The 24,741-nt window shown below is 68.7% G+C and carries 16 protein-coding genes and 1 pseudogene; 16 read left to right on the forward strand and 1 reads right to left on the reverse strand.

The features are described 5' to 3' along the window. Positions 1-71: 71 nt before the first annotated feature. From BST14_RS04820 to rplL, 6 genes and pseudogenes are all read left to right on the forward strand, one after another. Positions 72-4,232 carry a glycoside hydrolase family 38 N-terminal domain-containing protein gene (locus BST14_RS04820; protein WP_083063434.1) on the forward strand — a complete coding sequence of 1,387 codons (4,161 nt, stop codon included), beginning with the start codon at positions 72-74 and terminating at the stop codon, positions 4,230-4,232. Beyond that, positions 4,229-4,846, forward strand: a complete 618-nt coding sequence (locus BST14_RS04825; RefSeq protein WP_083063435.1) for a DUF7158 domain-containing protein — start codon at positions 4,229-4,231, stop codon at positions 4,844-4,846. The genes BST14_RS04820 and BST14_RS04825 overlap by 4 nt, the downstream gene beginning before the upstream one ends. Before the next feature lie 5 nt (positions 4,847-4,851). Continuing rightward, a complete protein-coding gene (locus tag BST14_RS04830) occupies positions 4,852-5,769 on the forward strand; it encodes an ROK family protein (protein ID WP_083063436.1) in 918 nt (305 codons plus the stop codon). Between the two features lie 36 nt (positions 5,770-5,805). Next, positions 5,806-5,964 (forward strand): annotated as a pseudogene (locus BST14_RS29360) (anthrone oxygenase family protein); the annotation flags it as partial. Between the two features lie 249 nt (positions 5,965-6,213). After that, on the forward strand, positions 6,214-6,834 hold the full coding sequence (gene rplJ, locus BST14_RS04835) for a 50S ribosomal protein L10 (RefSeq protein ID WP_083063437.1): 621 nt from the start codon (positions 6,214-6,216) through the stop codon (positions 6,832-6,834). 45 nt (positions 6,835-6,879) lie between these two features. Then, the gene (gene rplL / locus BST14_RS04840; protein WP_083063438.1) at positions 6,880-7,275 is read left to right on the forward strand and encodes a 50S ribosomal protein L7/L12; all 396 of its coding nucleotides are present in this window, start codon (positions 6,880-6,882) and stop codon (positions 7,273-7,275) included. A gap of 50 nt (positions 7,276-7,325) precedes the next feature. Here rplL and BST14_RS04845 read toward each other — a convergent pair whose 3' ends face one another. Further along, positions 7,326-8,015: a TetR/AcrR family transcriptional regulator gene (locus BST14_RS04845; RefSeq protein ID WP_083063468.1), complete on the reverse strand. Its 690-nt coding sequence runs from the start codon at positions 8,013-8,015 to the stop codon at positions 7,326-7,328. A 71-nt stretch (positions 8,016-8,086) separates the two neighbouring features. On the opposite strand from BST14_RS04845, the gene BST14_RS04850 reads away from it, so the two are divergent. From BST14_RS04850 to BST14_RS04900, 10 genes are all read left to right on the forward strand, one after another. After that, positions 8,087-9,598, forward strand: a complete 1,512-nt coding sequence (locus BST14_RS04850) for a carotenoid oxygenase family protein (RefSeq protein ID WP_083063439.1) — start codon at positions 8,087-8,089, stop codon at positions 9,596-9,598. A 170-nt stretch (positions 9,599-9,768) separates the two neighbouring features. Then, positions 9,769-10,779: an ABC transporter ATP-binding protein gene (locus BST14_RS04855; RefSeq protein ID WP_083063440.1), complete on the forward strand. Its 1,011-nt coding sequence runs from the start codon at positions 9,769-9,771 to the stop codon at positions 10,777-10,779. A gap of 393 nt (positions 10,780-11,172) precedes the next feature. Continuing rightward, the gene (rpoB, locus tag BST14_RS04865) at positions 11,173-14,679 is read left to right on the forward strand and encodes a DNA-directed RNA polymerase subunit beta (protein WP_142279268.1); all 3,507 of its coding nucleotides are present in this window, start codon (positions 11,173-11,175) and stop codon (positions 14,677-14,679) included. Positions 14,680-14,723: 44 nt separating this feature from the next. Beyond that, on the forward strand, positions 14,724-18,674 hold the full coding sequence (locus BST14_RS04870) for a DNA-directed RNA polymerase subunit beta' (RefSeq protein WP_083063443.1): 3,951 nt from the start codon (positions 14,724-14,726) through the stop codon (positions 18,672-18,674). A gap of 121 nt (positions 18,675-18,795) precedes the next feature. Next, entirely contained in the window at positions 18,796-19,656 is an 861-nt protein-coding gene (locus BST14_RS04875) for a type IV toxin-antitoxin system AbiEi family antitoxin (RefSeq protein WP_083063444.1), read from the forward strand. An 86-nt stretch (positions 19,657-19,742) separates the two neighbouring features. Beyond that, positions 19,743-20,498: a deoxyribonuclease IV gene (locus tag BST14_RS04880; protein ID WP_083063445.1), complete on the forward strand. Its 756-nt coding sequence runs from the start codon at positions 19,743-19,745 to the stop codon at positions 20,496-20,498. A 55-nt stretch (positions 20,499-20,553) separates the two neighbouring features. Then, a complete protein-coding gene (locus BST14_RS04885; RefSeq protein WP_083063446.1) occupies positions 20,554-22,182 on the forward strand; it encodes an acyl-CoA dehydrogenase family protein in 1,629 nt (542 codons plus the stop codon). A 61-nt stretch (positions 22,183-22,243) separates the two neighbouring features. Next, positions 22,244-23,182: a crotonase/enoyl-CoA hydratase family protein gene (locus tag BST14_RS04890; RefSeq protein WP_083063447.1), complete on the forward strand. Its 939-nt coding sequence runs from the start codon at positions 22,244-22,246 to the stop codon at positions 23,180-23,182. 2 nt (positions 23,183-23,184) lie between these two features. Next, on the forward strand, positions 23,185-23,904 hold the full coding sequence (locus tag BST14_RS04895; RefSeq protein ID WP_083063448.1) for a PaaX family transcriptional regulator C-terminal domain-containing protein: 720 nt from the start codon (positions 23,185-23,187) through the stop codon (positions 23,902-23,904). After that, positions 23,901-24,668: a crotonase/enoyl-CoA hydratase family protein gene (locus BST14_RS04900; protein WP_083063449.1), complete on the forward strand. Its 768-nt coding sequence runs from the start codon at positions 23,901-23,903 to the stop codon at positions 24,666-24,668. Before BST14_RS04895 ends, BST14_RS04900 begins: the two co-directional genes overlap by 4 nt. The last annotated feature ends 73 nt before the right edge of the window (positions 24,669-24,741 follow it).

The following is a 24,741-nucleotide window of genomic DNA, read 5'->3' on the forward strand; positions in this document are numbered from 1 at the left end:
GGGCGAGGGCGGGCATTGGTCGATCCTAGGTCTTTCGCGCCGTAAGGTGCGGGGATGCAGGTGGTTTCGGCATGCGGATGACGACGGCCGAGTCGACCGAGCTCTTCGTCGGGCCGCCGGATGCGCCGCTGCAGCTGGTCCGCGTCGCCGTCGCCGGGTGTCGGGAGCCCACGCCGATCCGCATCGACGGCCGCGGCCTGCGCGGGCAGGCGGTCGCCCAACCCGGATGCGACTCCGTCGAGGTCGCCGTGACGGTCGACGACGCCGTTGCGGGGCAGCGCCGGCCCGCGCGGGCGCACGCTGACGGCCTGCGGCTGCCGTTCGAGTTCACCGTGGCCGAGCCCGGCTGGACCATGTTCATGGTCAGCCACTTCCACTACGACCCGGTGTGGTGGAACACCCAGGGCGCCTACACCAGCGAATGGACCGAAGACCCGCCGGGGCGGGCCCGCCAGCGGAACGGGTTCGACCTGGTGCGCGCGCACCTGGAGATGGCGCGCCGCGATCCCGAGTACAAATTCGTGCTGGCCGAGGTCGACTACCTCAAGCCGTACTGGGACACCCGGCCCGAAGACCGTGCCGACCTGCGCCGGTTCATCGACCAGGGCCGCATCGAGGTGATGGGCGGCACCTACAACGAACCCAACACGAACCTCACCAGCCCGGAAACGACCATTCGAAACCTGGTACACGGCATGGGTTTCCAGCGCCACGTGATGGGCGCGAACCCGGCCACCGCCTGGCAGCTGGACGTGTTCGGCCACGATCCGCAATTCCCCGGCATGGCCGCCGACGCCGGGCTGACGTCGAGTTCGTGGGCCAGGGGACCGCACCACCAGTGGGGTCCCGCCCTGGGCGGCGGCGATGTGGAGCGCATGCAGTTCGCCAGCGAGTTCGAGTGGATCTCGCCGTCGGGCCGCGGGCTGCTCACCCACTACATGCCCGCGCACTATTCGGCGGGCTGGTGGATGGACTCGGCGGCGTCGCTGGGTGAGGCTGAGGTCGCTGCGTGCGAGTTGTTCGACCAGCTCAAGAAGGTCGCGTTGACGCGCAACGTGCTGCTGCCGGTCGGCACGGACTACACCCCGCCCAACAAGTGGGTCACCGAAATACACCGTGACTGGGCCGCCCGCTACACCTGGCCGCGGTTCGTGTGCGCGCTGCCCCGTGAATTCTTCGCGGCGGTGCGGGCCGAACTGGCGCAGCGCGATTGCGTGCCGTCGCCGCAGACCCGGGACATGAACCCGATCTACACGGGCAAGGACGTGTCCTACATCGACACCAAGCAGGCCAACCGGGCCGCCGAGAACGCCGTCCTACAAGCCGAGCGCTTCGCGGTGTTCGCCGGGCTGCTGACCGGCGCCCCGTACCCGCAGGCGGCGCTGGCCAAGGCGTGGGTGCAACTGGCTTACGGCGCACACCACGACGCCATCACCGGGTCGGAATCCGACCAGGTGTACCTCGACCTGCTGACCGGATGGCGCGACGCCTGGGAGCTGGGCCGCGCGGCCCGTGACAACGCGCTGGCCCTGCTGTCCGGCGCCGTCGGTGGGGGCGAGGTGATCGTGTGGAATCCGCTGACCTGCCGGCGCACCGACGTCGTCACCGCGCGCCTCGACCGGCGGGCCGGCGCCCGGGTCCGGGTGCTCGACGCCGACGGCGCCGAGCTGGCGGCGCACGTCGAGCACGGCGGCCGGTCGGTCAGCTGGCTGGCCCGCGATGTGCCGTCGCTGGGCTGGCGGGCGTATCGGCTGGTGCCCGGGGCGGACGATCCGGCCAGTTGGGAAGCGGTGCCGGGCACGGTGATCTCCAACGAGCTCTACCGGATCGAGGTCGACCCGGCGCGCGGCGGAGGCGTCGCCTCGCTGGTCCAGGACGGACGCGAGCTGATCGCTGCCGGACGGGTGGGCAACGAGCTCGCCGTCTACGACGAATACCCCGCCCACCCGAGCCAGGGTGAGGGCCCGTGGCATCTGCTGCCCAAGGGGCCGGTGGTCTGCTCGTCCGAGGGCCCGGCGCACATACAGGTCCTTCATGGGCCGCTGGGGCAGCGGGTGGTGGTGCGGGGCCGGATCGGCGGCCTGCTGCGCTACACCCAAATCCTGACGTTATGGCGCGGGGTCGGGCGGGTGGACTGTCGCACCACCATCGACGAATTCGGCGGCGCCGACCACTTGGTGCGGCTGCGCTGGCCGTGCCCGGTGCCGGGCGCCATGCCGGTCAGCGAGGTGGGCAACGCCGTCATCGGCCGCGGTTTCGCCCTGCTGCACGACGGGTCGCGCGCGCTGGACACCGCAAAGCACCTGTGGACCCTGGACAACCCGGCCTACGGCTGGTTTGGCCTGTCCTCGGCCGCCCGGGTCCGGATCTCGGGCGCGCACGTGCGGGCGATGTCGGTCGCCGAGGTGGTGTCGCCGGCGGAGACGCTGTCCGGGCCGCTGGCCCGGGACCTGATGGTCGCGCTGGTCCGCGCCGGCGTCACGGCCACCTGCAGCGGCGCCGACAAGCCGCGCTACGGCAACCTCGAGGTCGATTCCAACCTGCCCGACGTGCGCATCGCGCTGGGTGGGCCCGGCCGCAACGCCTTCGCCGCGGCCGTGCTGGCCGACGCCCCCGCGCACGCCGAAGAGCTGGACCGCCAATTGGCGACGACGGGACGGGCCCGGGTCTGGGTGCCCGCCGAGGCGCCGCTGGACGCCGTGTGGGTGCCCGACGCCGACCTGCGACCGGCGCGGGCGTTGCCGGTGCTGGTCGTCGACGGCCGCGACGACGACCAGCTGCGGGCCGCGATCGCCGCGGTGGTCGACGACCTCGGCGACGCCGAGATCACCGTCGCCCAGCAGGCGCCCGCAGAGACGGGCGCTTTCGAGGACCGCACGGTCGCCCTGCTCAACCGCGGGGTGCCCAGCTTCGCCGTCGACACCGAGGGCACCCTGCACACCGCGCTGATGCGGTCCTGCACCGGCTGGCCGTCGGGCATCTGGATCGATGACCCGCGCCGCACCGCGCCGGACGGCTCCGGCTTCCAACTGCAGCATTGGACGCACCACTTCGACTACGCGTTGGTCAGCGCGGCGGGCGACTGGCGGCGGGCCCGGATCCCCACCCACAGCGCGCAGTTCTCCCAACCGCTGCTCGCCGTCGCGCCGGACGAGGGCGGGGGCGCGCTGCCGCCGGCCGGGTCACTGCTGCGCGTCGAGCCCGCCGATTCGGTGCAGCTCGCCGCCCTCAAGGTCGCCGGAAACCCGCTGACCGCGGGTAGCGCGGCGCCGCTGGACCCGAACGCGGTCGCCCTGCGGCTGGTGGAGACGACCGGCGCGGGCAGCCCCGTGGTCATCGACTCGGACGTCGCGACGCTGAGCGGCCTGCGCCGCACCAACCTGCTGGAGGCGCACCCCGAGCCCGTGTCGTCGGTCGGGCTGCACGGCCATGAGGTGGCGACCGTGCTGGCCCGGTTCGACGCCTCCCGCGCGGCGACCGGCGCCACCGCGCCGGCCCCGCACGCCGAGGCCGCGCAGCCGCTGTATGCGCGGTATTGGCTGCACAATCGTGGCCCCGCCCCCCTTGGCGGGCTGGCGGCCGTCGCCCACCTGCACCCGGTGCAGGCGACCGCCGAACCCGGCGGCGAGGTGACGTTGCGCGTCACCGCGGCCAGCGATAGCACCGACGCCACCCTCCCAGGTGCCGTCACCCTGAAGTGTCCGGATGGCTGGACGGCCACACCGTCGGAGCTACCGTTCACCCTGCGCGCCGGGGACCAGCTGCACACCGATGTGGTGGTGAGGGTCCCGGCTCGCGCCGGACCCGGGCTCTACCCGGTGCGCGCCGAACTGCGCATCGCCGGTGAAGGCGTACCGGCCTGCTGGCGTCAGCCCGTCGAGGACGTGTGCGTGGTGACCGTAGGCGAGCCCGGCGAGCTGATCTACCTGGCCGGCGCGCCGGCCGAGGTCACTCTCGCACCCGGCGAAGCGGGTGCGGTGACCGTCACGGTCGGCAGCCGCACCGGGGCCGACCTGGCGCTGGAGGCCCATCTGATCAGCCCTTGGGGCACCTGGGAGTGGATGGGTCCCGGCGCGCTCGGCGCGCTGCTACCGGCCCGGGGCACCGTCGACCTAGGCTTCCACCTGACCCCACCGGCCTGGCTGCAGCCCGGCCAGTGGTGGGCGCAGGCGCGGGTCGGCTGCGCCGGCCGGCTGGTCTACTCGCCGGCGGTGAAGGTGACGGTGACATGAGCACACATCGCATCGCGATCGTTGCCGGCGTCCCCGTATCGCCGGGCGTGCTCGACGCCGCCGAAGCGCGGTTGCGCGCCGCGCGGGCAGCGGCCGCCCTGCCGGTCAGCGGCACCAGCGAGGGCCGCCAATTGCGGCGGTGGCTGACCCAGCTGATCGTCACCGAGCGGGTGGTCGCCGTGGAGGCGGCCGCGCGCGGCCTGACCGCGAGCGGCGCCCCGTCCGAGGCCGAGCTGCTGCCCGACGCGACCGCCCGGCTGGAGATCGGCAGCGTCGCCGCGGCCGTGTTGGCCGATCCCCGGGCCCGGGCCCTGTTCGCCGATGTCACCGCCGCGGTGCGGGTGGCCGACACCGAGGTGACCGCCTACCATGCCCGCAACCCGCTGCGTTTCGCCGCGCCGCTGGCGGGTGAACACGGCTGGCGCACACCGGCGCTGGCCGGGCCGCCGCTGGACGAGGTGCGCCCGGCGATCGAAGAGCATCTGCGCGGCGCCGCGCGGCGACGCGCCTTCCGGCTTTGGCTGGACGAGCGCCGCGCCGCGCTGGTGGAGCTGGCACCGGGCTACGAGCATCCCGGGGACCCCCGTCAACCCGACAACACCCACCGGCACTGAGCGCCGTGCTCACCCTCGCGCTGGACATCGGTGGCACCAAAATCGCCGCCGCCCTGGTGGATTCGCAAGGAAAGCTGGTGTACACCGCGATCCGCCCGACACCGGTCACGTCCGCCCCGGACGACGTCTGGGCGGTCGTCGAGTCGGCGATCGCCGACGCGCTGGGCGCGGCCGACGCCGCCGTCACCGCCGTGGGGATCGCGTCGGCCGGGCCCATCGATCTGCGCAGCGGATCCGTCAGCCCGATCAACATCGGCAGCTGGGACCGGTTCCCGTTGCGCGACAGGGTCGCCGCGGCGGTGCCCGGGCTGCCGGTGGTACTGGCCGGCGACGGTGTTTGTATGGCGTTGGGCGAGTACTGGATTGGGGCGGGCAAAACCGCGGGACCCGACGCCCGTTTCCTGCTCGGCATGGTGGTATCCACCGGGGTGGGCGGCGGTCTGGTGCTCGACGGCGTCCCCTATTCGGGGCGCACCGGCAACGCCGGTCACGTCGGGCACGTGGTGGTCGAGCTGGACGGCCGGCGGTGCACCTGCGGAGGTCACGGCTGCGTCGAAACCGTCGCGTCCGGGCCGTGGATGGTGCGCTGGGCGCGGGAAAACGGGTGGTCCGCGCCGCCCGGCGCCGGCGCGAGCGACCTGGCCGCCGCCGCGGCATCAGACCCGTTGGCGCGGCGGGCGTTTCACCGCGGAGCCAGCGCGCTCGCCGCGATGATCGCCTCGGTCGGCGCGGTGTGCGATCTGGACCTGGTGGTGATCGGGGGAGGCGTCGCCAGATCGGGACCGCTGCTCTTCGACCCGCTGCGGGCGAAGCTCGCCGAATACGCCGGCCTGGACTTCTTGTCCGGGCTGCGGGTGGTGCCGGGCGAACTCGGCGGTGCGGCCGGTCTGATCGGCGCCGCCCGGCTCGCGGGCCTCGGCTGAGCCGTGGATGGTTTCATGCCAAGGTCATTGTCATGAACGGTCACCCTGCTGGTGCCCATCAATAACCGCATCGCGAAATGGCCCGGCACCGGTGAGCTCTCGCGCGAGCTCGCCGCCCGCTGGGATCGACGGCACCGCGCGCGGGTGGTTCTGCTGCTGGCGGTGTTCGCCCTGCCGGCCCTCGCAGTCGCCTGAGGCCGCCGTTTTGGCCGACCGCGTCACGTCGCGCTATTCTGTTGGCCGATCCACCGAAGACCGTCGGTCACCGAGCAATCGGTTGAAGGTCCGGGAGCATCCCGGCGGCCCACGCAGGAGGACGAGGCATCAGCGCCGGCTCGCGCCGGCGTCTTTTCACGCCCCGGCCGCTTCTGCGCCGGGGCGTTCGTCGCTCTTCCGGGGGATCGAGACGACACGTCGCATTGACTTTCACTTCAGGAGGTAGGCATGGCCAGGGCTGACAAGGCCACCGCCGTTGCAGACATCGCCGAGCAGTTCAAGGAATCGACCGCGACCCTGATCACGGAGTACCGCGGTCTGACCGTCGCCAACCTGGCCGAGCTGCGGCGCTCTCTGGGCGGGGCGGCCACCTATTCGGTGGCCAAGAACACGCTGGTCAAGCGGGCCGCTTCGCAGGCCGGGGTCGAGGGGCTCGACGAGCTTTTCGTCGGCCCGACGGCCATCGCCTTCGTCACCGGGGAAGCGGTCGACGCCGCCAAGGCCATCAAGACCTTCGCCAAGGAACACAAGGCGCTGGTCATCAAGGGCGGCTACATGGACGGCCGGGCGCTGACGGTCGCCGAAGTCGAGCGCATCGCCGACCTCGAGTCGCGCGAGGTGCTGCTGGCCAAGCTGGCCGGCGCGATGAAAGGCAACCTGGCCAAGGCGGCCGGCCTGTTCAACGCTCCGGCGTCGCAGGTAGCCCGCCTGGCGGCCGCCCTGCAAGAGAAGAAGGCCGCCGAAGCTCCCGCAGCTCCGGCAGGTCCCGCCGCCGCCGCGGAACCCGCCCCGGAACCCGCTTCGGAAGCACCCGCTGAGGCGCCGGAAGCCTCGGCCGAAGCCGAATAACAACCCACCCCGGAACCTGGGAAACACAAGGAAGGACCCACACCCATGGCAAAGCTGTCCACTGACGACCTGCTCGACGCTTTCAAGGAGATGACCCTGCTGGAGCTCTCCGACTTCGTGAAGAAGTTCGAGGAGACCTTCGAGGTCACCGCGGCCGCCCCGGTCGCCGTTGCCGCTGCCGGTGGTGGCGCTGCCGGTGGCGCGCCCGCCGAGGCCGCCGAGGAGCAGTCGGAGTTCGACGTCATCCTCGAGGCCGCCGGTGACAAGAAGATCGGCGTCATCAAGGTGGTCCGTGAGATCGTCTCCGGCCTGGGCCTCAAGGAGGCCAAGGACCTGGTCGACGGCGCACCCAAGCCGCTGCTGGAGAAGGTGGCCAAGGAGGCCGCCGACGAGGCCAAGGCCAAGCTCGAGGCCGCCGGCGCCACCGTCACCGTCAAGTAAGTCGCTGCGCGTAAACCCCCGGGGATCACCACCCCGGGGGTTTCGTGCGCTCAGCGTCCCTGCATCGCCGTGTGCATCGACCGCTCCACGCGTTCCGGTGAATCGCCAAGGGCCACAAGCAGGTTCGATGTCATCGCGCCCAGCACCGGGACGACGGCCGAGCCGTCAGTGCCGTAATAGCCGGCCAGCTCCAGCATGACGAACCCGTGAATCAACGCCCAGAACTGGGCCGCGGTCGCCACCACGGGCGCGTCGTCGACACCGCCTTTGGAAGCGCCCGCGGCTTCGATCCGGCCGCCCAGCATGCATCGGTGCACCCCGCGCACCACGTGCGCGAAGCTCGGGTAGTCCCGCTCGATCTCGGCCACCGTCAGCGTCAGCACATTGTGCGCGGGTGCGTTGATGCCGTGCGCGCTGGTGCTGCCGAACATCAGCCGGTACATGTGCGGGCGCCCGATGGCGTAGCGGCGATACGCCGCCCCGATCATGAACAGGTCGGCGACCGGGTCGGCGGTGCGCGGCACGCTCAGCGCGGCGTCGAACTGCCGCAGGCCTTCCTCGGCCACCTCGGCGATGAGCCCTCGCATCCCGCCGAAATGGGTGTAGACCGCCATCGTGGACGTTCCCGCGGCGCCGGCCACCTTGCGCGTCTGCAGGGCGTCGGGCCCGTCCTCGTCGAGCAGGGCGACCGCCGCGTGCAGCATCTCCTCGCGGACGCTGCGCTGAACATCTGAAGTCATCGTTGCCATCTTCTCATCGGCGGCGTACCGTGCCAATAACGCTGAAATAACAATGTTATAGGAGCTCAGTCATGGTGACCACGACAATTGCCAAGCCCGGCAATCCTTACCTCGAGGACTTTTTGGCGCCGGTGAGCGCGGAAGTCACCGCGCACGACCTGCGCGTCACCGGACACATTCCCGACCACCTCGACGGGCGTTACCTGCGCAACGGCCCCAACCCGGTCGCAGAGGTGAACCCGACGGTCTACCACTGGTTCAGCGGCGACGGCATGGTGCACGCGGTGGCGCTGCGCGGGGGCGAGGCGCGTTGGTACCGCAACCGGTGGGTGCGCACCGCGCACGTCTGCGCCGAACTCGGCGAGCCTGCGCCCAGCGGACTGAACCCGCGGGCCGGCATGCTCTCCGTCGGGCCTAACACCAATGTGCTGAGCCATGCCGGACAAACGCTCGCGCTTGTCGAGGGGGGCGGGGCGACCTACCGCCTGACGGACGAGCTGGACACCGAGGGGCCCTGCGATTTCGACGGCACGTTGGGCGGGGGATACACCGCGCACCCCCACGCCGACCCGCGGACCGGCGAATTGCACGCCGTCTCCTACTCGTTCACCCGCGGGCGCACCGTGCAGTACTCCGTCATCGACACCGCCGGCCGGGCCCGGCGCACGGTGGACATCGAGGTCGGCGGGTCGCCGATGATGCACGACTTCTCGCTGACCGACAAATACGTGGTGCTCTACGACCTGCCGGTGACCTTCGACGCCGTGCAGGTGATGCCGACGAACGTGCCGCGCCGGTTGAGTTTGCCGGCCCGGCTGGTGATGCAGTCGCTCATCGGACGCGTGCGGGTGCCCAGCCCGATGACGACGGCGATCAACCGCAATCGCGAGCCGATCTATCGGATGCCCTACCGCTGGAACCCGGACTATCAGGCGCGCATCGGGGTCATGCCGCGCGATGGCGGCAACTCCGACATCCGCTGGTTCGACATCGAGCCCTGCTACGTCTACCACCCGCTCAACGCCTACTCCGAGATGCGCGATGGGGCGGAGGTTCTGGTGCTCGACGTGGTGCGCTACTCGCGGATGTTCGACCGTGACCTGCGGGGTCCGGGCGACAGCCGGCCGACGCTGGACCGCTGGACCGTCAACCTGGCGACCGGGGCGGTCGCCACCGAACGCCGCGACGATCGCCCACAGGAATTCCCGCGCATCAACGAGAGTCTGCTCGGCGGGCGGCACCGGTACGGCTACACCATCGGCACCGAAGGCGGTTACCTGTCGGGCGGGGCGTCGCCGATGTCCACCGCCCTGTACAAACACGACTACGCCACCGGTTCCGGCGCGGCCGCCGACCTCGATGCCGGCCTTTTGCTCGGCGAGATGTCCTTCGTGCCCAACCCCACACCGCGCGCCGAAGATGACGGCCTCCTGATCGGCTTCGGCTATCACCGCGACCACGACGAGGGCCAACTGCTGTTGCTGGACGCGCAGACGCTCGAGCACGTCGCCACCGTGCACCTGCCGCAGCGGGTGCCGATGGGCTTCCACGGCAACTGGGCGCCCTACGGCCCATTGAGCTAACACGTGCGTCAAATAAGTTGAGCCGCGGGCCTTCCGGGTGCTCTCAGGACGGCCAATTTTTGCCCGCAGTGCTCGGCATCCCTGATGCCTTAAGGCAGGCGTGCGCTACAGTGACTCATGCCACATAAAAGGGCAGGTGGCGGGCACGAGAGTCGACGGAAGGATTTCCCATGGGCGTCGCTATCGAGGTGAACGGACTTACCAAGTCCTTCGGTTCCTCGAGGATTTGGGAAGACGTGACGCTGGAAATCCCCGCCGGGGAGGTCAGCGTCCTGCTGGGGCCTTCCGGTACCGGCAAATCCGTGTTCCTGAAGTCCTTGATCGGTTTGTTGCGGCCCGAGCGCGGCTCGGTGGTCATCGACGGCACCGACATCCTGCAGTGCACGGCCAAGGAGCTCTACGAGATCCGCACGCTGTTCGGGGTGATGTTCCAGGACGGCGCGCTGTTCGGTTCGATGAACCTGTTCGACAACGCGGCGTTCCCGCTGCGCGAGCACACCAAGAAGAAGGAAAGCGAGATCCGTGACATCGTCATGGAGAAGCTGACCCTGGTCGGTCTCGGTGGTGACGAGAAGAAGTTCCCCGGCGAGATCTCCGGTGGTATGCGCAAGCGCGCCAGCCTGGCCCGTGCCCTGGTGATGGATCCGCAGATCATCCTGTGCGACGAGCCGGACTCCGGTCTGGACCCGGTGCGTACCGCCTATCTGAGCCAGTTGATCCTCGACATCAACGCCCAGATCGACGCCACGGTGCTCATCGTTACCCACAACATCAACATCGCCCGCACCGTGCCGGACAACATGGGGATGCTGTTCCGTCGCAAGCTGGTCATGTTCGGCCCGCGTGAGGTGCTGTTGACCAGCGACGAGCCGGTGGTACGGCAGTTCCTCAACGGTCGCCGGATCGGGCCGATCGGCATGTCCGAGGAAAAGGACGAGGCGACCATGGCCGAAGAGCAGGCCGCACTCGACGCCGGCCAGCATGCCGGCGGTGTCGAGGAGATCGAGGGGGTGCCCCCGCAGATCGTCGCCTCACCGGGCATGCCGGAGCGCAAGGCCGTCGCCCGCCGCCAGGCCCGGGTGCGCGAGATCCTGCACACCCTGCCGCCGAAGGCGCAAGCCGCGATCATCGACGACATGGAAGGCACCCACAAGTATCGGGCGCACGAGGTCGGCGAGTAGGGCGCGGTGCCGGATGAGTTTCGCGATAACTCCGCGTAACACCTCCGGCCCGCCCTCTTGACGACGGGCCGTAAACCGACCAGTCTGTTGGGCAGCATGTATCCAGCGGAAAGTCGAGATGCCAGCCAGCGCCGATGTCCCTGGACCGCTACTGCTGGGATGTTGAGGAATGCGCCGTCCTGCGCTATTGTTGGACGTTGCGCTGGCTACCTCCTGCCCACCTCACCCGCCACCTGACACCGTGGTCTAAGCCTGAGCCCCCTTACGTGGCTTAGTTCTAGTTGCGCGTGAGATCCGGACAGTTCGTTCGCCAGCCGAACCGACACAATTCGCGGCGAGCTGGCCGGTGGTCCCGGTTTTCGTGAGTCGCACGAGGTGCTGGAAGGATGCATCTTGGCAGATTTCCGCCAGAGCAAGACGGATCGCCCACAAAGTTCCTCTAACGGAAGTTCCTCAAACGGCTCCGTGCCCGGAGCGCCCAACCGAGTCTCCTTCGCCAAGCTCCGCGAACCGCTCGAGGTTCCCGGCTTGCTTGACGTGCAGATCGACTCCTTCGAATGGCTGATCGGCGCGCCGCGGTGGCGCGAGAAGGCCGTCGAACGCGGTGAGCCCGAGCCCAAGGGTGGCCTGGAAGAGGTGCTCGACGAGCTGTCGCCGATCGAGGACTTCTCCGGCTCGATGTCGCTGTCGTTCTCCGATCCACGTTTCGATGAGGTCAAGGCGCCGGTCGACGAGTGCAAAGACAAGGACATGACGTACGCGGCCCCGCTGTTCGTCACGGCCGAGTTCATCAACAACAACACCGGCGAGATCAAGAGCCAGACGGTTTTCATGGGTGACTTCCCGATGATGACCGAGAAGGGCACCTTCATCATCAACGGCACCGAGCGCGTGGTGGTCAGCCAGCTGGTCCGCTCGCCCGGTGTGTACTTCGACGAGACCATCGACAAGTCCACCGAGAAGACCCTGCACTCCGTCAAGGTGATCCCCAGCCGGGGCGCCTGGCTGGAGTTCGACGTCGACAAGCGCGACACCGTCGGCGTGCGCATCGACCGCAAGCGCCGCCAGCCGGTCACCGTGCTGCTCAAGGCGCTGGGCTGGACCAACGAGCAGATCACCGAGCGGTTCGGTTTCTCCGAGATCATGATGTCGACGCTGGAGAAGGACAACACCGCCGGCACCGACGAGGCGCTGCTGGACATCTACCGCAAGCTGCGTCCGGGCGAACCGCCGACCAAGGAGTCCGCGCAGACCCTGCTGGAGAACCTGTTCTTCAAGGAGAAGCGCTACGACCTGGCCCGCGTCGGCCGCTACAAGGTCAACAAGAAGCTCGGCCTGCACGCCGGTGAGCCGATCACGAGCTCGACGCTGACCGAGGAAGACATCGTCGCCACCATCGAGTACCTGGTGCGCCTGCACGAGGGCCAGGCCACCATGACCGTCCCCGGCGGCACCGAGGTGCCGGTGGAAACCGACGACATCGACCACTTCGGCAACCGCCGGTTGCGCACGGTCGGCGAGCTGATCCAGAACCAGATCCGGGTCGGCATGTCGCGGATGGAGCGCGTCGTGCGCGAGCGCATGACCACGCAGGACGTCGAGGCCATCACGCCGCAGACCCTGATCAACATCCGGCCGGTCGTCGCCGCGATCAAGGAGTTCTTCGGCACCAGCCAGCTGTCGCAGTTCATGGACCAGAACAACCCGCTGTCCGGGCTGACCCACAAGCGTCGCCTGTCGGCGCTGGGCCCCGGTGGTCTGTCCCGTGAGCGCGCCGGCCTGGAGGTCCGTGACGTCCACCCGTCGCACTACGGCCGCATGTGCCCGATCGAGACCCCGGAGGGTCCGAACATCGGTCTGATCGGCTCGCTGTCGGTGTACGCCCGGGTCAACCCGTTCGGATTCATCGAGACGCCCTACCGCAAGGTGGTCGACGGTGTGGTTACCGATGAGATCCACTACCTGACCGCCGACGAGGAGGACCGCCACGTCGTGGCGCAGGCCAACTCGCCGATCGACGCCAAGGGCCGGTTCGAGGAGTCGCGCGTCCTGGTCCGCCGGAAGGCGGGCGAGGTCGAATACGTGCCGTCGTCCGAGGTGGACTACATGGACGTGTCGCCGCGCCAGATGGTGTCGGTGGCCACGGCCATGATCCCGTTCCTCGAGCACGACGACGCCAACCGTGCCCTGATGGGTGCCAACATGCAGCGCCAGGCGGTTCCGCTGGTGCGCAGCGAGGCGCCGCTGGTGGGCACGGGCATGGAGCTGCGCGCCGCGATCGACGCCGGCGATGTGGTGGTGGCCGACAAGGCCGGGGTGATCGAGGAGGTCTCCGCCGACTACGTCACCGTGATGGCCGACGACGGCACCCGGCACACCTACCGGATGCGCAAGTTCGAGCGGTCCAACCACGGCACCTGCGCCAACCAGTCGCCGATCGTCGACGCCGGTGAGCGGGTGGAGGCCGGTCAGGTCATCGCCGATGGTCCATGCACCGAGAACGGCGAGATGGCGCTGGGCAAGAACCTGCTCGTGGCGATCATGCCGTGGGAGGGGCACAACTACGAGGACGCGATCATCCTGTCCAACCGCCTGGTTGAGGAGGACGTGCTGACCTCGATCCACATCGAGGAGCACGAGATCGACGCCCGCGACACCAAGCTGGGCGCCGAGGAGATCACCCGGGACATCCCGAACGTCTCCGACGAGGTGCTGGCCGACCTGGACGAGCGCGGCATCGTGCGCATCGGTGCCGAGGTCCGCGACGGCGACATCCTGGTCGGCAAGGTCACCCCGAAGGGTGAGACCGAGCTGACCCCGGAGGAGCGGCTGCTGCGCGCGATCTTCGGCGAGAAGGCCCGCGAGGTCCGCGACACCTCACTGAAGGTGCCGCACGGCGAGTCCGGAAAGGTCATCGGCATCCGGGTGTTCTCCCGCGAGGACGATGACGAGCTGCCGGCCGGCGTCAACGAGCTGGTGCGCGTCTACGTCGCCCAGAAGCGCAAGATCTCCGACGGCGACAAGCTGGCCGGACGCCACGGGAACAAGGGCGTCATCGGCAAGATCCTGCCGCAGGAGGACATGCCGTTCCTGCCGGACGGCACGCCGGTGGACATCATCCTGAACACCCACGGTGTGCCGCGACGGATGAACATCGGCCAGATCTTGGAGACCCACCTCGGGTGGGTGGCCAAGTCCGGCTGGAACATCGAGGGCACGCCCGACTGGGCGGCGAACCTGCCGGAGGACTTGCGGCACGCGCAGCCGGACCAGATCGTCTCGACCCCGGTGTTCGACGGCGCCAAGGAGGAGGAGCTGGCCGGCATGCTGTCGTGCACGCTGCCCAACCGCGACGGCGAGGTCATGGTCGACGGCGACGGCAAGGCGGTGCTGTTCGACGGCCGCAGCGGCGAGCCGTTCCCGTACCCGGTGACGGTTGGCTACATGTACATCATGAAGCTGCACCACCTGGTGGACGACAAGATCCACGCCCGCTCCACCGGTCCGTACTCGATGATCACGCAGCAGCCGCTGGGTGGTAAGGCGCAGTTCGGTGGCCAGCGCTTCGGTGAGATGGAGTGCTGGGCCATGCAGGCCTACGGCGCGGCGTACACGCTGCAGGAGCTGTTGACCATCAAGTCCGACGATACCGTCGGCCGGGTCAAGGTGTACGAGGCGATCGTCAAGGGCGAGAACATCCCGGAGCCGGGTATCCCCGAGTCCTTCAAGGTCTTGCTCAAAGAGCTGCAGTCGCTCTGCCTCAACGTCGAGGTGCTCTCCTCCGACGGTGCGGCGATCGAGTTGCGCGAAGGCGAGGACGAGGACCTTGAACGGGCGGCGGCGAACCTGGGAATCAACTTGTCCCGCAACGAATCCGCGTCCGTTGAGGACCTGGCCTAACAACTTTTTTCGGCAACTAATCCCGCAAGGGGAAAGGGAGTTACGTGCTCGACGTCAACTTCTTCGATGAACTCCGTATCGGTCTGGCCACCGCGGAGGACATCAGGCAATGGTCTTACGGCGAGGTCAAGAAGCCGGAGACGATCAACTACCGCACGCTCAAGCCCGAGAAGGACGGCCTGTTCTGCGAGAAGATCTTCGGACCGACTCGCGACTGGGAGTGCTACTGCGGCAAGTACAAGCGCGTCCGCTTCAAGGGCATCATCTGCGAGCGCTGCGGCGTCGAGGTAACGCGCGCCAAGGTGCGCCGCGAGCGGATGGGCCACATCGAACTGGCCGCACCGGTCACGCACATCTGGTACTTCAAGGGAGTGCCGTCGCGGCTGGGCTACCTGCTCGACCTGGCGCCGAAGGATCTCGAGAAGATCATCTACTTCGCCGCCTACGTCATCACCTCGGTCGACGAGGAGATGCGCCACAACGAGCTCTCGACCCTCGAGGCCGAAATGATGGTGGAGCGCAAGGCCATTGAGGACCAGCGCGACGCCGACCTGGAAGCCCGCGCCCAGAAGCTCGAGGCCGACCTGGCCGAGCTGGAGGCCGAGGGCGCGAAAGCCGATGCGCGGCGCAAGGTTCGCGACGGCGGTGAGCGCGAGATGCGTCAGCTCCGCGACCGTGCCCAGCGCGAGCTGGACCGGCTGGACGACATCTGGACCACCTTCACCAAGCTGGCTCCCAAGCAGCTGATCGTCGACGAGAACCTCTACCGCGAGCTCGTCGACCGCTACGGCGAGTACTTCACCGGCGCCATGGGCGCGGAATCGATCCAGAAGCTGATCGAAAACTTCGACATCGACGCCGAGGCCGACATCCTGCGCGACGTCATCCGAAACGGCAAGGGGCAGAAGAAGCTTCGCGCCCTCAAGCGGCTCAAGGTGGTCGCCGCCTTCCAGCAGTCGGGCAACTCGCCGATGGGTATGGTGCTCGACGCCGTCCCGGTGATCCCGCCGGAGCTGCGGCCCATGGTGCAGCTCGACGGTGGCCGGTTCGCCACCAGCGACCTGAACGACCTGTACCGCCGGGTGATCAACCGCAACAACCGCCTCAAGAGGCTGATCGACCTCGGCGCGCCCGAGATCATCGTCAACAACGAGAAGCGGATGCTGCAGGAGTCCGTGGACGCGCTGTTCGACAACGGTCGTCGCGGCCGCCCGGTCACCGGGCCGGGTAACCGCCCGCTGAAGTCGCTGTCGGATCTGCTCAAGGGCAAGCAGGGCCGGTTCCGCCAGAACCTGCTCGGTAAGCGCGTCGACTACTCGGGCCGTTCGGTCATCGTTGTCGGCCCGCAGCTCAAGCTGCACCAGTGCGGTCTGCCCAAGCTGATGGCCCTGGAGCTGTTCAAGCCCTTCGTGATGAAGCGTCTGGTCGACCTCAACCACGCGCAGAACATCAAGAGCGCCAAGCGCATGGTGGAGCGCCAGCGTCCCCAGGTGTGGGATGTCCTCGAAGAGGTCATCGCCGAACACCCGGTGCTGCTGAACCGCGCGCCCACCCTGCACCGCCTGGGTATCCAGGCCTTCGAGCCAATGCTGGTGGAAGGCAAGGCGATCCAGCTGCACCCGCTGGTGTGTGAGGCGTTCAACGCGGACTTCGACGGTGACCAGATGGCGGTGCACCTGCCGCTGAGCGCCGAGGCGCAGGCCGAGGCCCGCATCCTGATGCTGTCCTCCAACAACATCCTGTCGCCCGCGTCGGGCCGCCCGCTGGCCATGCCGCGTCTGGACATGGTGACCGGTCTGTACTACCTGACCACCGAAGTCGAGGGTGACAAGGGCGAATTCAAGGCGGCCGCCAAGGATGAGCCCGAGGTCGGGGTGTACTCCTCGCCCGCCGAGGCGATCATGGCGTCCGACCGTGGCGTGCTGTCGGTGCGGGCCAAGATCAAGGTGCGGCTGACCCAGTTGCGTCCGCCGGCCGACATCGAGGCCGAGCTGTTCGGCGCCAACGGCTGGCAGCCCGGCGACGCCTGGATGGCCGAGACCACTTTGGGCCGCGTGCTTTTCAACGAGCTGCTGCCGGTGGGCTATCCGTTCGTGAACAAGCAGATGCACAAGAAGGTGCAGGCGTCGATCATCAACGATCTGGCCGAGCGCTACCCGATGATCGTGGTCGCGCAGACCGTGGACAAGCTCAAGGACGCCGGTTTCTACTGGGCGACCCGCAGCGGTGTCACGGTCTCGATGGCCGACGTGCTCGTCCCGCCGCGCAAGAAGGAGATCCTCGACCAGTACGAGGAGCGGGCCGAGAAGGTCGAAAAGCAGTTCCAGCGTGGTGCTTTGAACCACGACGAGCGCAACGAGGCGCTAGTGGAGATCTGGAAGGAAGCCACCGACGAGGTCGGTCAGGCGCTGCGCGAGCACTACCCAGCCGATAACCCGATCATCACGATCGTCGACTCGGGCGCCACGGGTAACTTCACCCAGACGCGAACGCTGGCCGGCATGAAGGGTCTGGTGACCAACCCGAAGGGTGAGTTCATCCCACGTCCGGTCAAGTCCTCGTTCCGTGAGGGCCTGACCGTGCTGGAGTACTTCATCAACACCCACGGCGCTCGAAAGGGCTTGGCGGACACCGCGTTGCGTACCGCCGACTCCGGGTACCTGACCCGTCGTCTGGTGGACGTGAGCCAGGACGTCATCGTCCGCGAGCACGACTGCGAGACCGAGCGGGGCATCCTCGTCGAGCTGGCCGAGCGTCAGCCCGACGGCACCCTGATCCGCGACCCGTACATCGAAACCTCGGCGTACGCACGGACTCTGGGCGCCGACGCGGTCGATGATGCCGGCAACGTCGTCGTCGCGCGTGGCGAGGACCTGGGGGATCCGGAGATCGAGGCGCTGCTGGCCGCGGGCATCACGTCGGTCAAGGTGCGCTCGGTGCTGACGTGTACCACCGGCACCGGCGTGTGCGCGACCTGCTACGGGCGCTCCATGGCCACCGGAAAGCTGGTCGACATCGGCGAGGCCGTCGGCATCGTCGCGGCGCAGTCCATCGGTGAGCCCGGTACCCAGCTGACCATGCGCACCTTCCACCAGGGTGGTGTCGGTGAGGACATCACCGGCGGTCTGCCCCGGGTGCAGGAGCTGTTCGAGGCCCGCATCCCGCGCGGCAAGGCGCCGATCGCCGACGTCACCGGGCGGGTGCAACTCGAGGACGGTGAGCGCTTCTACAAGATCACCATCGTTCCCGACGACGGCAGCGAAGAGGTCGTGTACGACAAGCTGTCCAAGCGGCAGCGGCTGCGGGTGTTCAAGCACGAGGACGGTTCCGAGCGGGTGCTGTCCGACGGCGACCACGTCGAGGTGGGCCAGCAGCTGATGGAGGGCTCGGCCGACCCGCACGAGGTGCTGCGCGTGCAGGGCCCCCGCGAGGTGCAGATCCACCTGGTCCGTGAGGTCCAGGAGGTCTACCGCGCTCAGGGTGTGTCCATCCACGACAAGCACATCGAGGTGATCGTTCGCCAGATGCTGCGCCGCGTCACCATCATCGACTCGGGCTCGACGGAGTTCCTGCCCGGTTCGCTGATCGATCGCGCGGAGTTCGAGGCGGAGAACCGCCGGGTGGTGGCCGAGGGCGGCGAGCCCGCCGCCGGCCGCCCGGTGCTGATGGGTATCACGAAGGCGAGCCTGGCCACCGACTCGTGGCTGAGTGCCGCGTCGTTCCAGGAGACCACGCGGGTGCTGACCGATGCGGCGATCAACTGCCGCAGCGACAAGCTCAACGGTCTGAAGGAGAACGTGATCATCGGAAAGCTGATCCCGGCCGGAACCGGTATCAACCGGTACCGCAACATCCAGGTGCAGCCGACCGAGGAGGCCCGGGCCGCCGCGTACACGATCCCGTCCTACGAGGATCAGTACTACAGCCCGGACTTCGGCCAGGCCACCGGCGCTGCGGTGCCGCTGGACGATTACGGCTACAGCGACTACCGGTAGTTCTAGCGCGAGCAGACGCAAAGGCCCCCGCACGCACAGCGTGTCGGGGGCTTTTGCGTCTGCTGGGCGTATCCACAGCGCTGACTTTCCGCCCCGCGGCACTGACGGCATCATTCGCCGCATGTTCGACGACGACATCTTCACCAGACGTCAGCTGCTCGACGTCATGAGCCGCAAGCGCCTCGCCGAACTGGTCACGATGGGCAAGCTCAATCGAGTGTGTCATGGCGTCTATACGTTCACCGAACCCGATGTGCTGCTGAAGCTGACGGCGCTGGATCTGTTGGCTGGTCAGCCTGTCGTCGCCTGCATGGGTACAGCCGCAGGGTTGTACGGCTTCGATACCGAGGGCACGTCACGCGTTCACGTGCTTGACCCGGGCGTACGGATGCGGCCGTCGCGAAACGTGATGGTGCATCAGCGAATTGGCGCGCCGCTGCGACGAGTCGAAGGGCGACTCGCAACAGCGCCCGCCTGGACGGTGGTTGAAGTCGCACGGACGTTGCGACGGGCGCGGGCGTTGGCGATCTTAGATGCAGCCCTGCACGTCGGCGCTTGCACCACAGGAGAAGTGCAGGCGGCGATCCGCGAGCAGAAAGGCCGTCGCGGCATCGTGAAGGTGCGGGAACTGATCGGCTACGCCGACGGCCTGGCGGAATCGCCGATGGAAAGCGAAGCGCGCCTGGTGTTCATCGACGGCGGATTGCCGACGCCGACATTGCAGCACGAAATCGTCGACCGATACGGCAGCCTGTGGCGGCTCGACTTCGCATGGCCCAATGCCTTGGTCGCGGCCGAATATGACAGCGTCGAATGGCACCTGGGTCGCGAGGCCTTGCTGCATGACCGGTTGAAGACCGCCCGGTTGCAGGAATGCGGGTGGACGACAATCCCGATGACGGTTGACGACATTCGACGCGATCCGATTGGGCTGGTGGCGCGAATCAACGCCCAGCTGCAAAGACCTCGCCTTGCCGGGTGAGCAGACGCAAACGCCCCGTCGAACGCGGCGTGTTGGGGACTTTTGCGTCTGCTCGCCAGTCGGGGTGGGGCACTACACTGGCCGACGTGCTCATCGGTTCACACGTCCGCAACGACGACCCGCTGGCCGCCGCGCAGGCCGACGGCGCCGACGTGGTGCAGTTCTTCCTCGGCAACCCGCAGAGCTGGAAGAAACCGAAACCCCGCGAGGACGCCGAGGCGCTCAAGGCGTCCACCGTGCCGCTCTACGTCCACGCGCCGTACCTGATCAACGTCGCATCGGCGAACAACCGCATCCGGATCCCGTCGCGCAAGATCTTGCAGGACACCTGCGATGCGGCCGCGCAGATCAACGCGACGGCGGTCATCGTGCACGGCGGTCACGCCGACGACGACGACATGGAAGCCGGCTTCGAGCGGTGGGTCAAAGCGCTGAACTATCTAAAATCAGACGTGCAGGTGTATCTGGAGAACACCGCCGGCGGCGACCACGCGATGGCCCGCCATTTCGATACCATCGGCCGGTTGTGGGATCACATCGGCGACAAGGGAATTGGCTTCTGCCTGGACACCTGCCACGCCTGGGCCGCCGGCGAGGCCCTGATCGATGCGGTCGACAGGATCAAGGCCCTGACCGGGCGCATCGACCTGGTGCACTGCAACGACTCGAGGGATGCGGCCGGGTCGGGCGCCGACCGGCACGCCAACTTCGGCACCGGCCAGATCGACCCGCAGCTGCTCGTCGCGGTGGTCGAGGCCGCCGGCGCGCCGGTGATCTGCGAAACCGCCGACGAGGGCCGCAAGGACGACATCGCCTTCCTGCGGGAGAACGTCACGGGCTGACCCGCCCGCTGTTACACCTCTTGTGCGACTGTCGAGAAAATGTAACATGGGTGGCATGTCGGATACGCACGTCGTCACCAACCAGGTCCCGCCCCTGGAAAATCACAACCCCGCCGGCTCCGCGGTGCTCATCGAGGCCCTGATCCGCGAGGGCGGCCAGTGGGGCCTGGACGAGGTGAACGAGGTCGGCGCGCTGTCGGCCACCCACCAGGCGCAGCGGTGGGGCGAACTCGCCGACCGCAACCGGCCCATCTTGCACACCCACGACCGCAACGGGCACCGCGTCGACGAGGTCGAGTACGACCCCGCCTACCACGAACTGTTGCGCGCGGCGGTCGCCCACGGCTTGGCCGCCGCGCCCTGGGCCGACGATCGCCCGGGCGCGCACGTCGTCCGGGCCGCCAAGACCTCGGTGTGGACGGTCGAGCCGGGTCACATCTGCCCGATCTCGATGACGTACGCCGTCGTTCCCGCGCTGCGCTTCAACCCCGAGCTGGCCAAGGTGTACGAGCCGCTGCTGACCAGCCGCGAATACGACCCCGAGCTCAGGCCGGCCACCACCAAGCCGGGCATCACCGCGGGCATGTCGATGACGGAGAAACAGGGCGGCTCCGACGTGCGCGCCGGCACCACCCAGGCGACCCCCAACGCCGACGGCTCCTACAGCTTGACCGGTCACAAGTGGTTCACCTCGGCGCCGATGTGCGACATCTTCCTGGTGCTGGCGCAGGCGCCCGGCGGGCTGTCCTGCTTCCTGCTGCCGCGGGTGCTGCCCGACGGCACCCGCAACCGGATGTTCTTGCAGCGGCTCAAGGACAAGCTCGGCAACCACGCCAACGCGTCGAGCGAGGTCGAATACGACGGCGCGATCGCGTGGCTGGTGGGGGAGGAAGGGCGCGGCGTGCCCACCATCATCGAGATGGTCAACCTCACCCGGCTGGACTGCACCCTGGGCAGCGCCACCAGCATGCGCACCGGGCTGACCCGCGCGGTCTATCACGCTCAGCACCGAAAGGCCTTCGGCGCATACCTGATTGACCAGCCGCTGATGCGTAACGTGCTGGCCGACCTCGCCGTCGAGGCGGAGGCGGCCACCATGGTCGCGATGCGGATGGCCGGGGCCACCGACAAGGCCGTGCGCGGCGACCAGCGCGAGGCGCTGCTGCGCCGCATCGGCCTGGCGGCCAGCAAGTACTGGGTGTGCAAGCGCAACACCCCGCACGCCGCCGAGGCGCTGGAATGCCTGGGCGGCAACGGCTATGTCGAGGACTCCGGCATGCCGCGGCTGTACCGCGAGGCGCCGCTGATGGGCATCTGGGAGGGTTCGGGCAACGTCAGCGCGCTGGATACGTTGCGCGCCATGGCCACTCGACCCGAATGCGTCGAGGTCCTGTTCGACGAGCTCGCCGACGGCGCGGACCAGGACCCGCGCCTGGCCAACCACGTCGCGCGGCTGCGCGATCAGCTGGCCGACCTACAGGCCATCGCCTACCGCGGCCGCAAGGTCGCCGAAGACATCTGCCTGGCGCTGCAGGGCTCGCTGCTGGTGCGCCACGGCCACCCCGCCGTCGCCGAGGCCTTCCTGGCCACGCGGCTCGACCGCCGGTGGGGTGGTGCGTTCGGCACCATGCCCGACGGGCTCGACCTGGCACCGATCCTGGAGCGCGCGTTGGTAAAGGGTTGAGCCGCAACATGACCCGCGCCGGCGACGATGCAGAGCGGAGCGATGAGGAGGAGCGGCGCCAATGACGCACGCGATCAGGCCGGTCGACTTCGACAACCTCAAAACGATGACCTACGAGGTCACCGACCGGGTTGCCCGGATCACGTTCAACCGGCCGGAAAAGGGCAACGCGATCGTCGCGGACACCCCGCTGGAGCTTTCGGCATTGGTGGAGCGCGCCGACCTTGACCCGAACGTGCACGTCATCCTGGTGTCGGGCCGCGGCGAGGGTTTCTGCGCGGGCTTCGACCTGAGCGCCTACGCCGATCGCACCGGCTCGGCCGGCGGCACCGGCGCGTACCAGGGCACCGTGCTGGACGGAAAGACCCAGGCGGTAAACCATTTGGCGGATCGGCCGTGGGACCCGATGATCGACTATCAGATGATGAGCCGCTTCGTGCGGGGCTTCTCCAGCCTGATGCACGCCGACAAGCCGACGGTGGTCAAGATCCACGGCTACTGCGTGGCCGGCGGCACCGATATCGCGCTGCACGCCGATCAGGTGATCGCCGCCGCCGACGCCAAGATCGGCTACCCGCCCACCCGGGTGTGGGGCGTCCCCGCGGCCGGCCTGTGGGCGCACCGGCTCGGCGACGCGCGCGCGAAAAGGTTGTTGTTCACCGGTGATTGCATCACCGGCGCGCAGGCCGCCGAGTGGGGATGGGCGGTCGAGGCGCCGGACCCGGCCGACCTCGACGAGCGCACCGAACGGCTGGTCGAGCGGATCGCCGCGGTGCCGGTCAACCAGCTGATCATGGTCAAGCTCGCGCTGAATTCCGCGCTGCTGCAACAGGGCGTGGCGACCAGCAGGATGGTCAGCACGGTGTTCGACGGTGTCGCGCGGCACACGCCCGAGGGCCACGCCTTCGTCGCCGACGCGGTCGAGCACGGATTCCGCGAGGCTGTCCGGCACCGCGACGAACCGTTCGGCGATTACGGCCGCCGCGCTTCCGGGGTGTAGCCATGCCGGACATGACGGCGCGGTCGGTGGTGCTCAGCGTGCTGCTCGGCGCGCATCCCGCCCACGCCCGTGCCAACGAATTGGTCAGGCTCACTTCAGATTTCGGCATCAAGGAGTCGACGCTGCGGGTGGCGCTGACCCGCATGGTCGGCGCCGGCGACCTGATCCGTTCCGCCGACGGCTATCGGCTCTCCGATCGCCTGTTGGCCCGTCAGCGGCGCCAGGACGATGCCATCGACCCGCGGGTGCATCCCTGGAGCGGAGAGTGGATCACGCTCATCGTGACCGGCGTGGGAAAGGACGCGCGGACCCGCGCTGCGCTGCGAAACACCCTGCACGGCAAGCGTTTCGGTGAGCTTCGCGAGGGGGTGTGGATGCGCCCCGACAACATCGACGCGGGGCCCGGCCCCGAGGTGGCGGCCCAGGCGCGGGTGCTGCGGGCGCGCGACGACGACCCCGCCGAGCTGGCCGGGCAGCTATGGGACCTGCCCGCCTGGGCTCAGGCCGGTCACCAGTTGCTCGACGAGATGGCCGCTGCGCCGGACGTTCCCGGCCGTTTCGTGGTGGCCGCCGCGACGGTGCGCCACCTGCTGACCGACCCGGTGCTGCCCGACGAGCTACTGCCGGCCGACTGGCCGGGCGCTCGGCTGCGGTCGGCCTACCACGACTTCGCCGCGGAGCTGCTCACGCGGCGCGAACCACTATTTGCGGAGGCGACATGACAGATCCGGTGCGGGTCGAGCGCAACGGCCCGGTGACCACGGTGATCATCGACCGGCCGAGCGCGCGCAACGCGGTCAATGGCCCGACGGCCGCCGGGCTGTACGCGGCCTTCGAGGAATTCGACCGTGACGACTCCGCGTCGGTCGCCGTGCTGTGTGGGGAGGGCGGAACCTTCTGCGCCGGAGCCGATTTGAAGGCCTTCGGCACACCGGATGCCAACGCCGTGCACCGCACCGGCCCCGGTCCCATGGGTCCGACGCGGATGGTGCTGTCCAAACCCGTCATCGCCGCGGTGAGCGGCTACGCCGTCGCCGGTGGCCTGGAACTGGCCATCTGGTGTGACCTGCGGGTGGTCGAGGAGGACGCCGTGTTCGGGGTGTTCTGCCGCCGCTGGGGGGTCCCGCTCATCGACGGCGGCACCGTGCGGCTGCCCCGCCTGATCGGCCACAGCCGCGCGATGGACATGATCCTCACCGGTCGCGCCGTGGCGGCCGCTGAAGCCCAAGCCATCGGCTTGGCGAATCGCGTCGTCCCCAAAGGCCAGTCGCGCCAGGCCGCCGAGGAGCTGGCCGCCCAACTGGCGGCGCTGCCGCAGCAGTGCCTGCGCTCCGACCGGCTTTCGGCGCTACATCAGTGGGGGACAACGGAATCCGATGCGCTCGACTTCGAATTCGCCAGCATCTCCCGGGTGGCCGCGGAGGCGAACGAAGGGGCCGGGCGCTTCGCGGCGGGCGCCGGCCGGCACGGGGCGCCGGCTACCTAGTGTCCTGAGTCGTTAATTCGTCGGCAGTAGTTGGCGATGCTGTCCAGGATTTGGTCGGCGGTCTTGGTCCACA

It is taken from the genome of Mycobacterium arosiense ATCC BAA-1401 = DSM 45069 (genome assembly GCF_002086125.1).
GTDB lineage: Bacteria > Actinomycetota > Actinomycetes > Mycobacteriales > Mycobacteriaceae > Mycobacterium > Mycobacterium arosiense.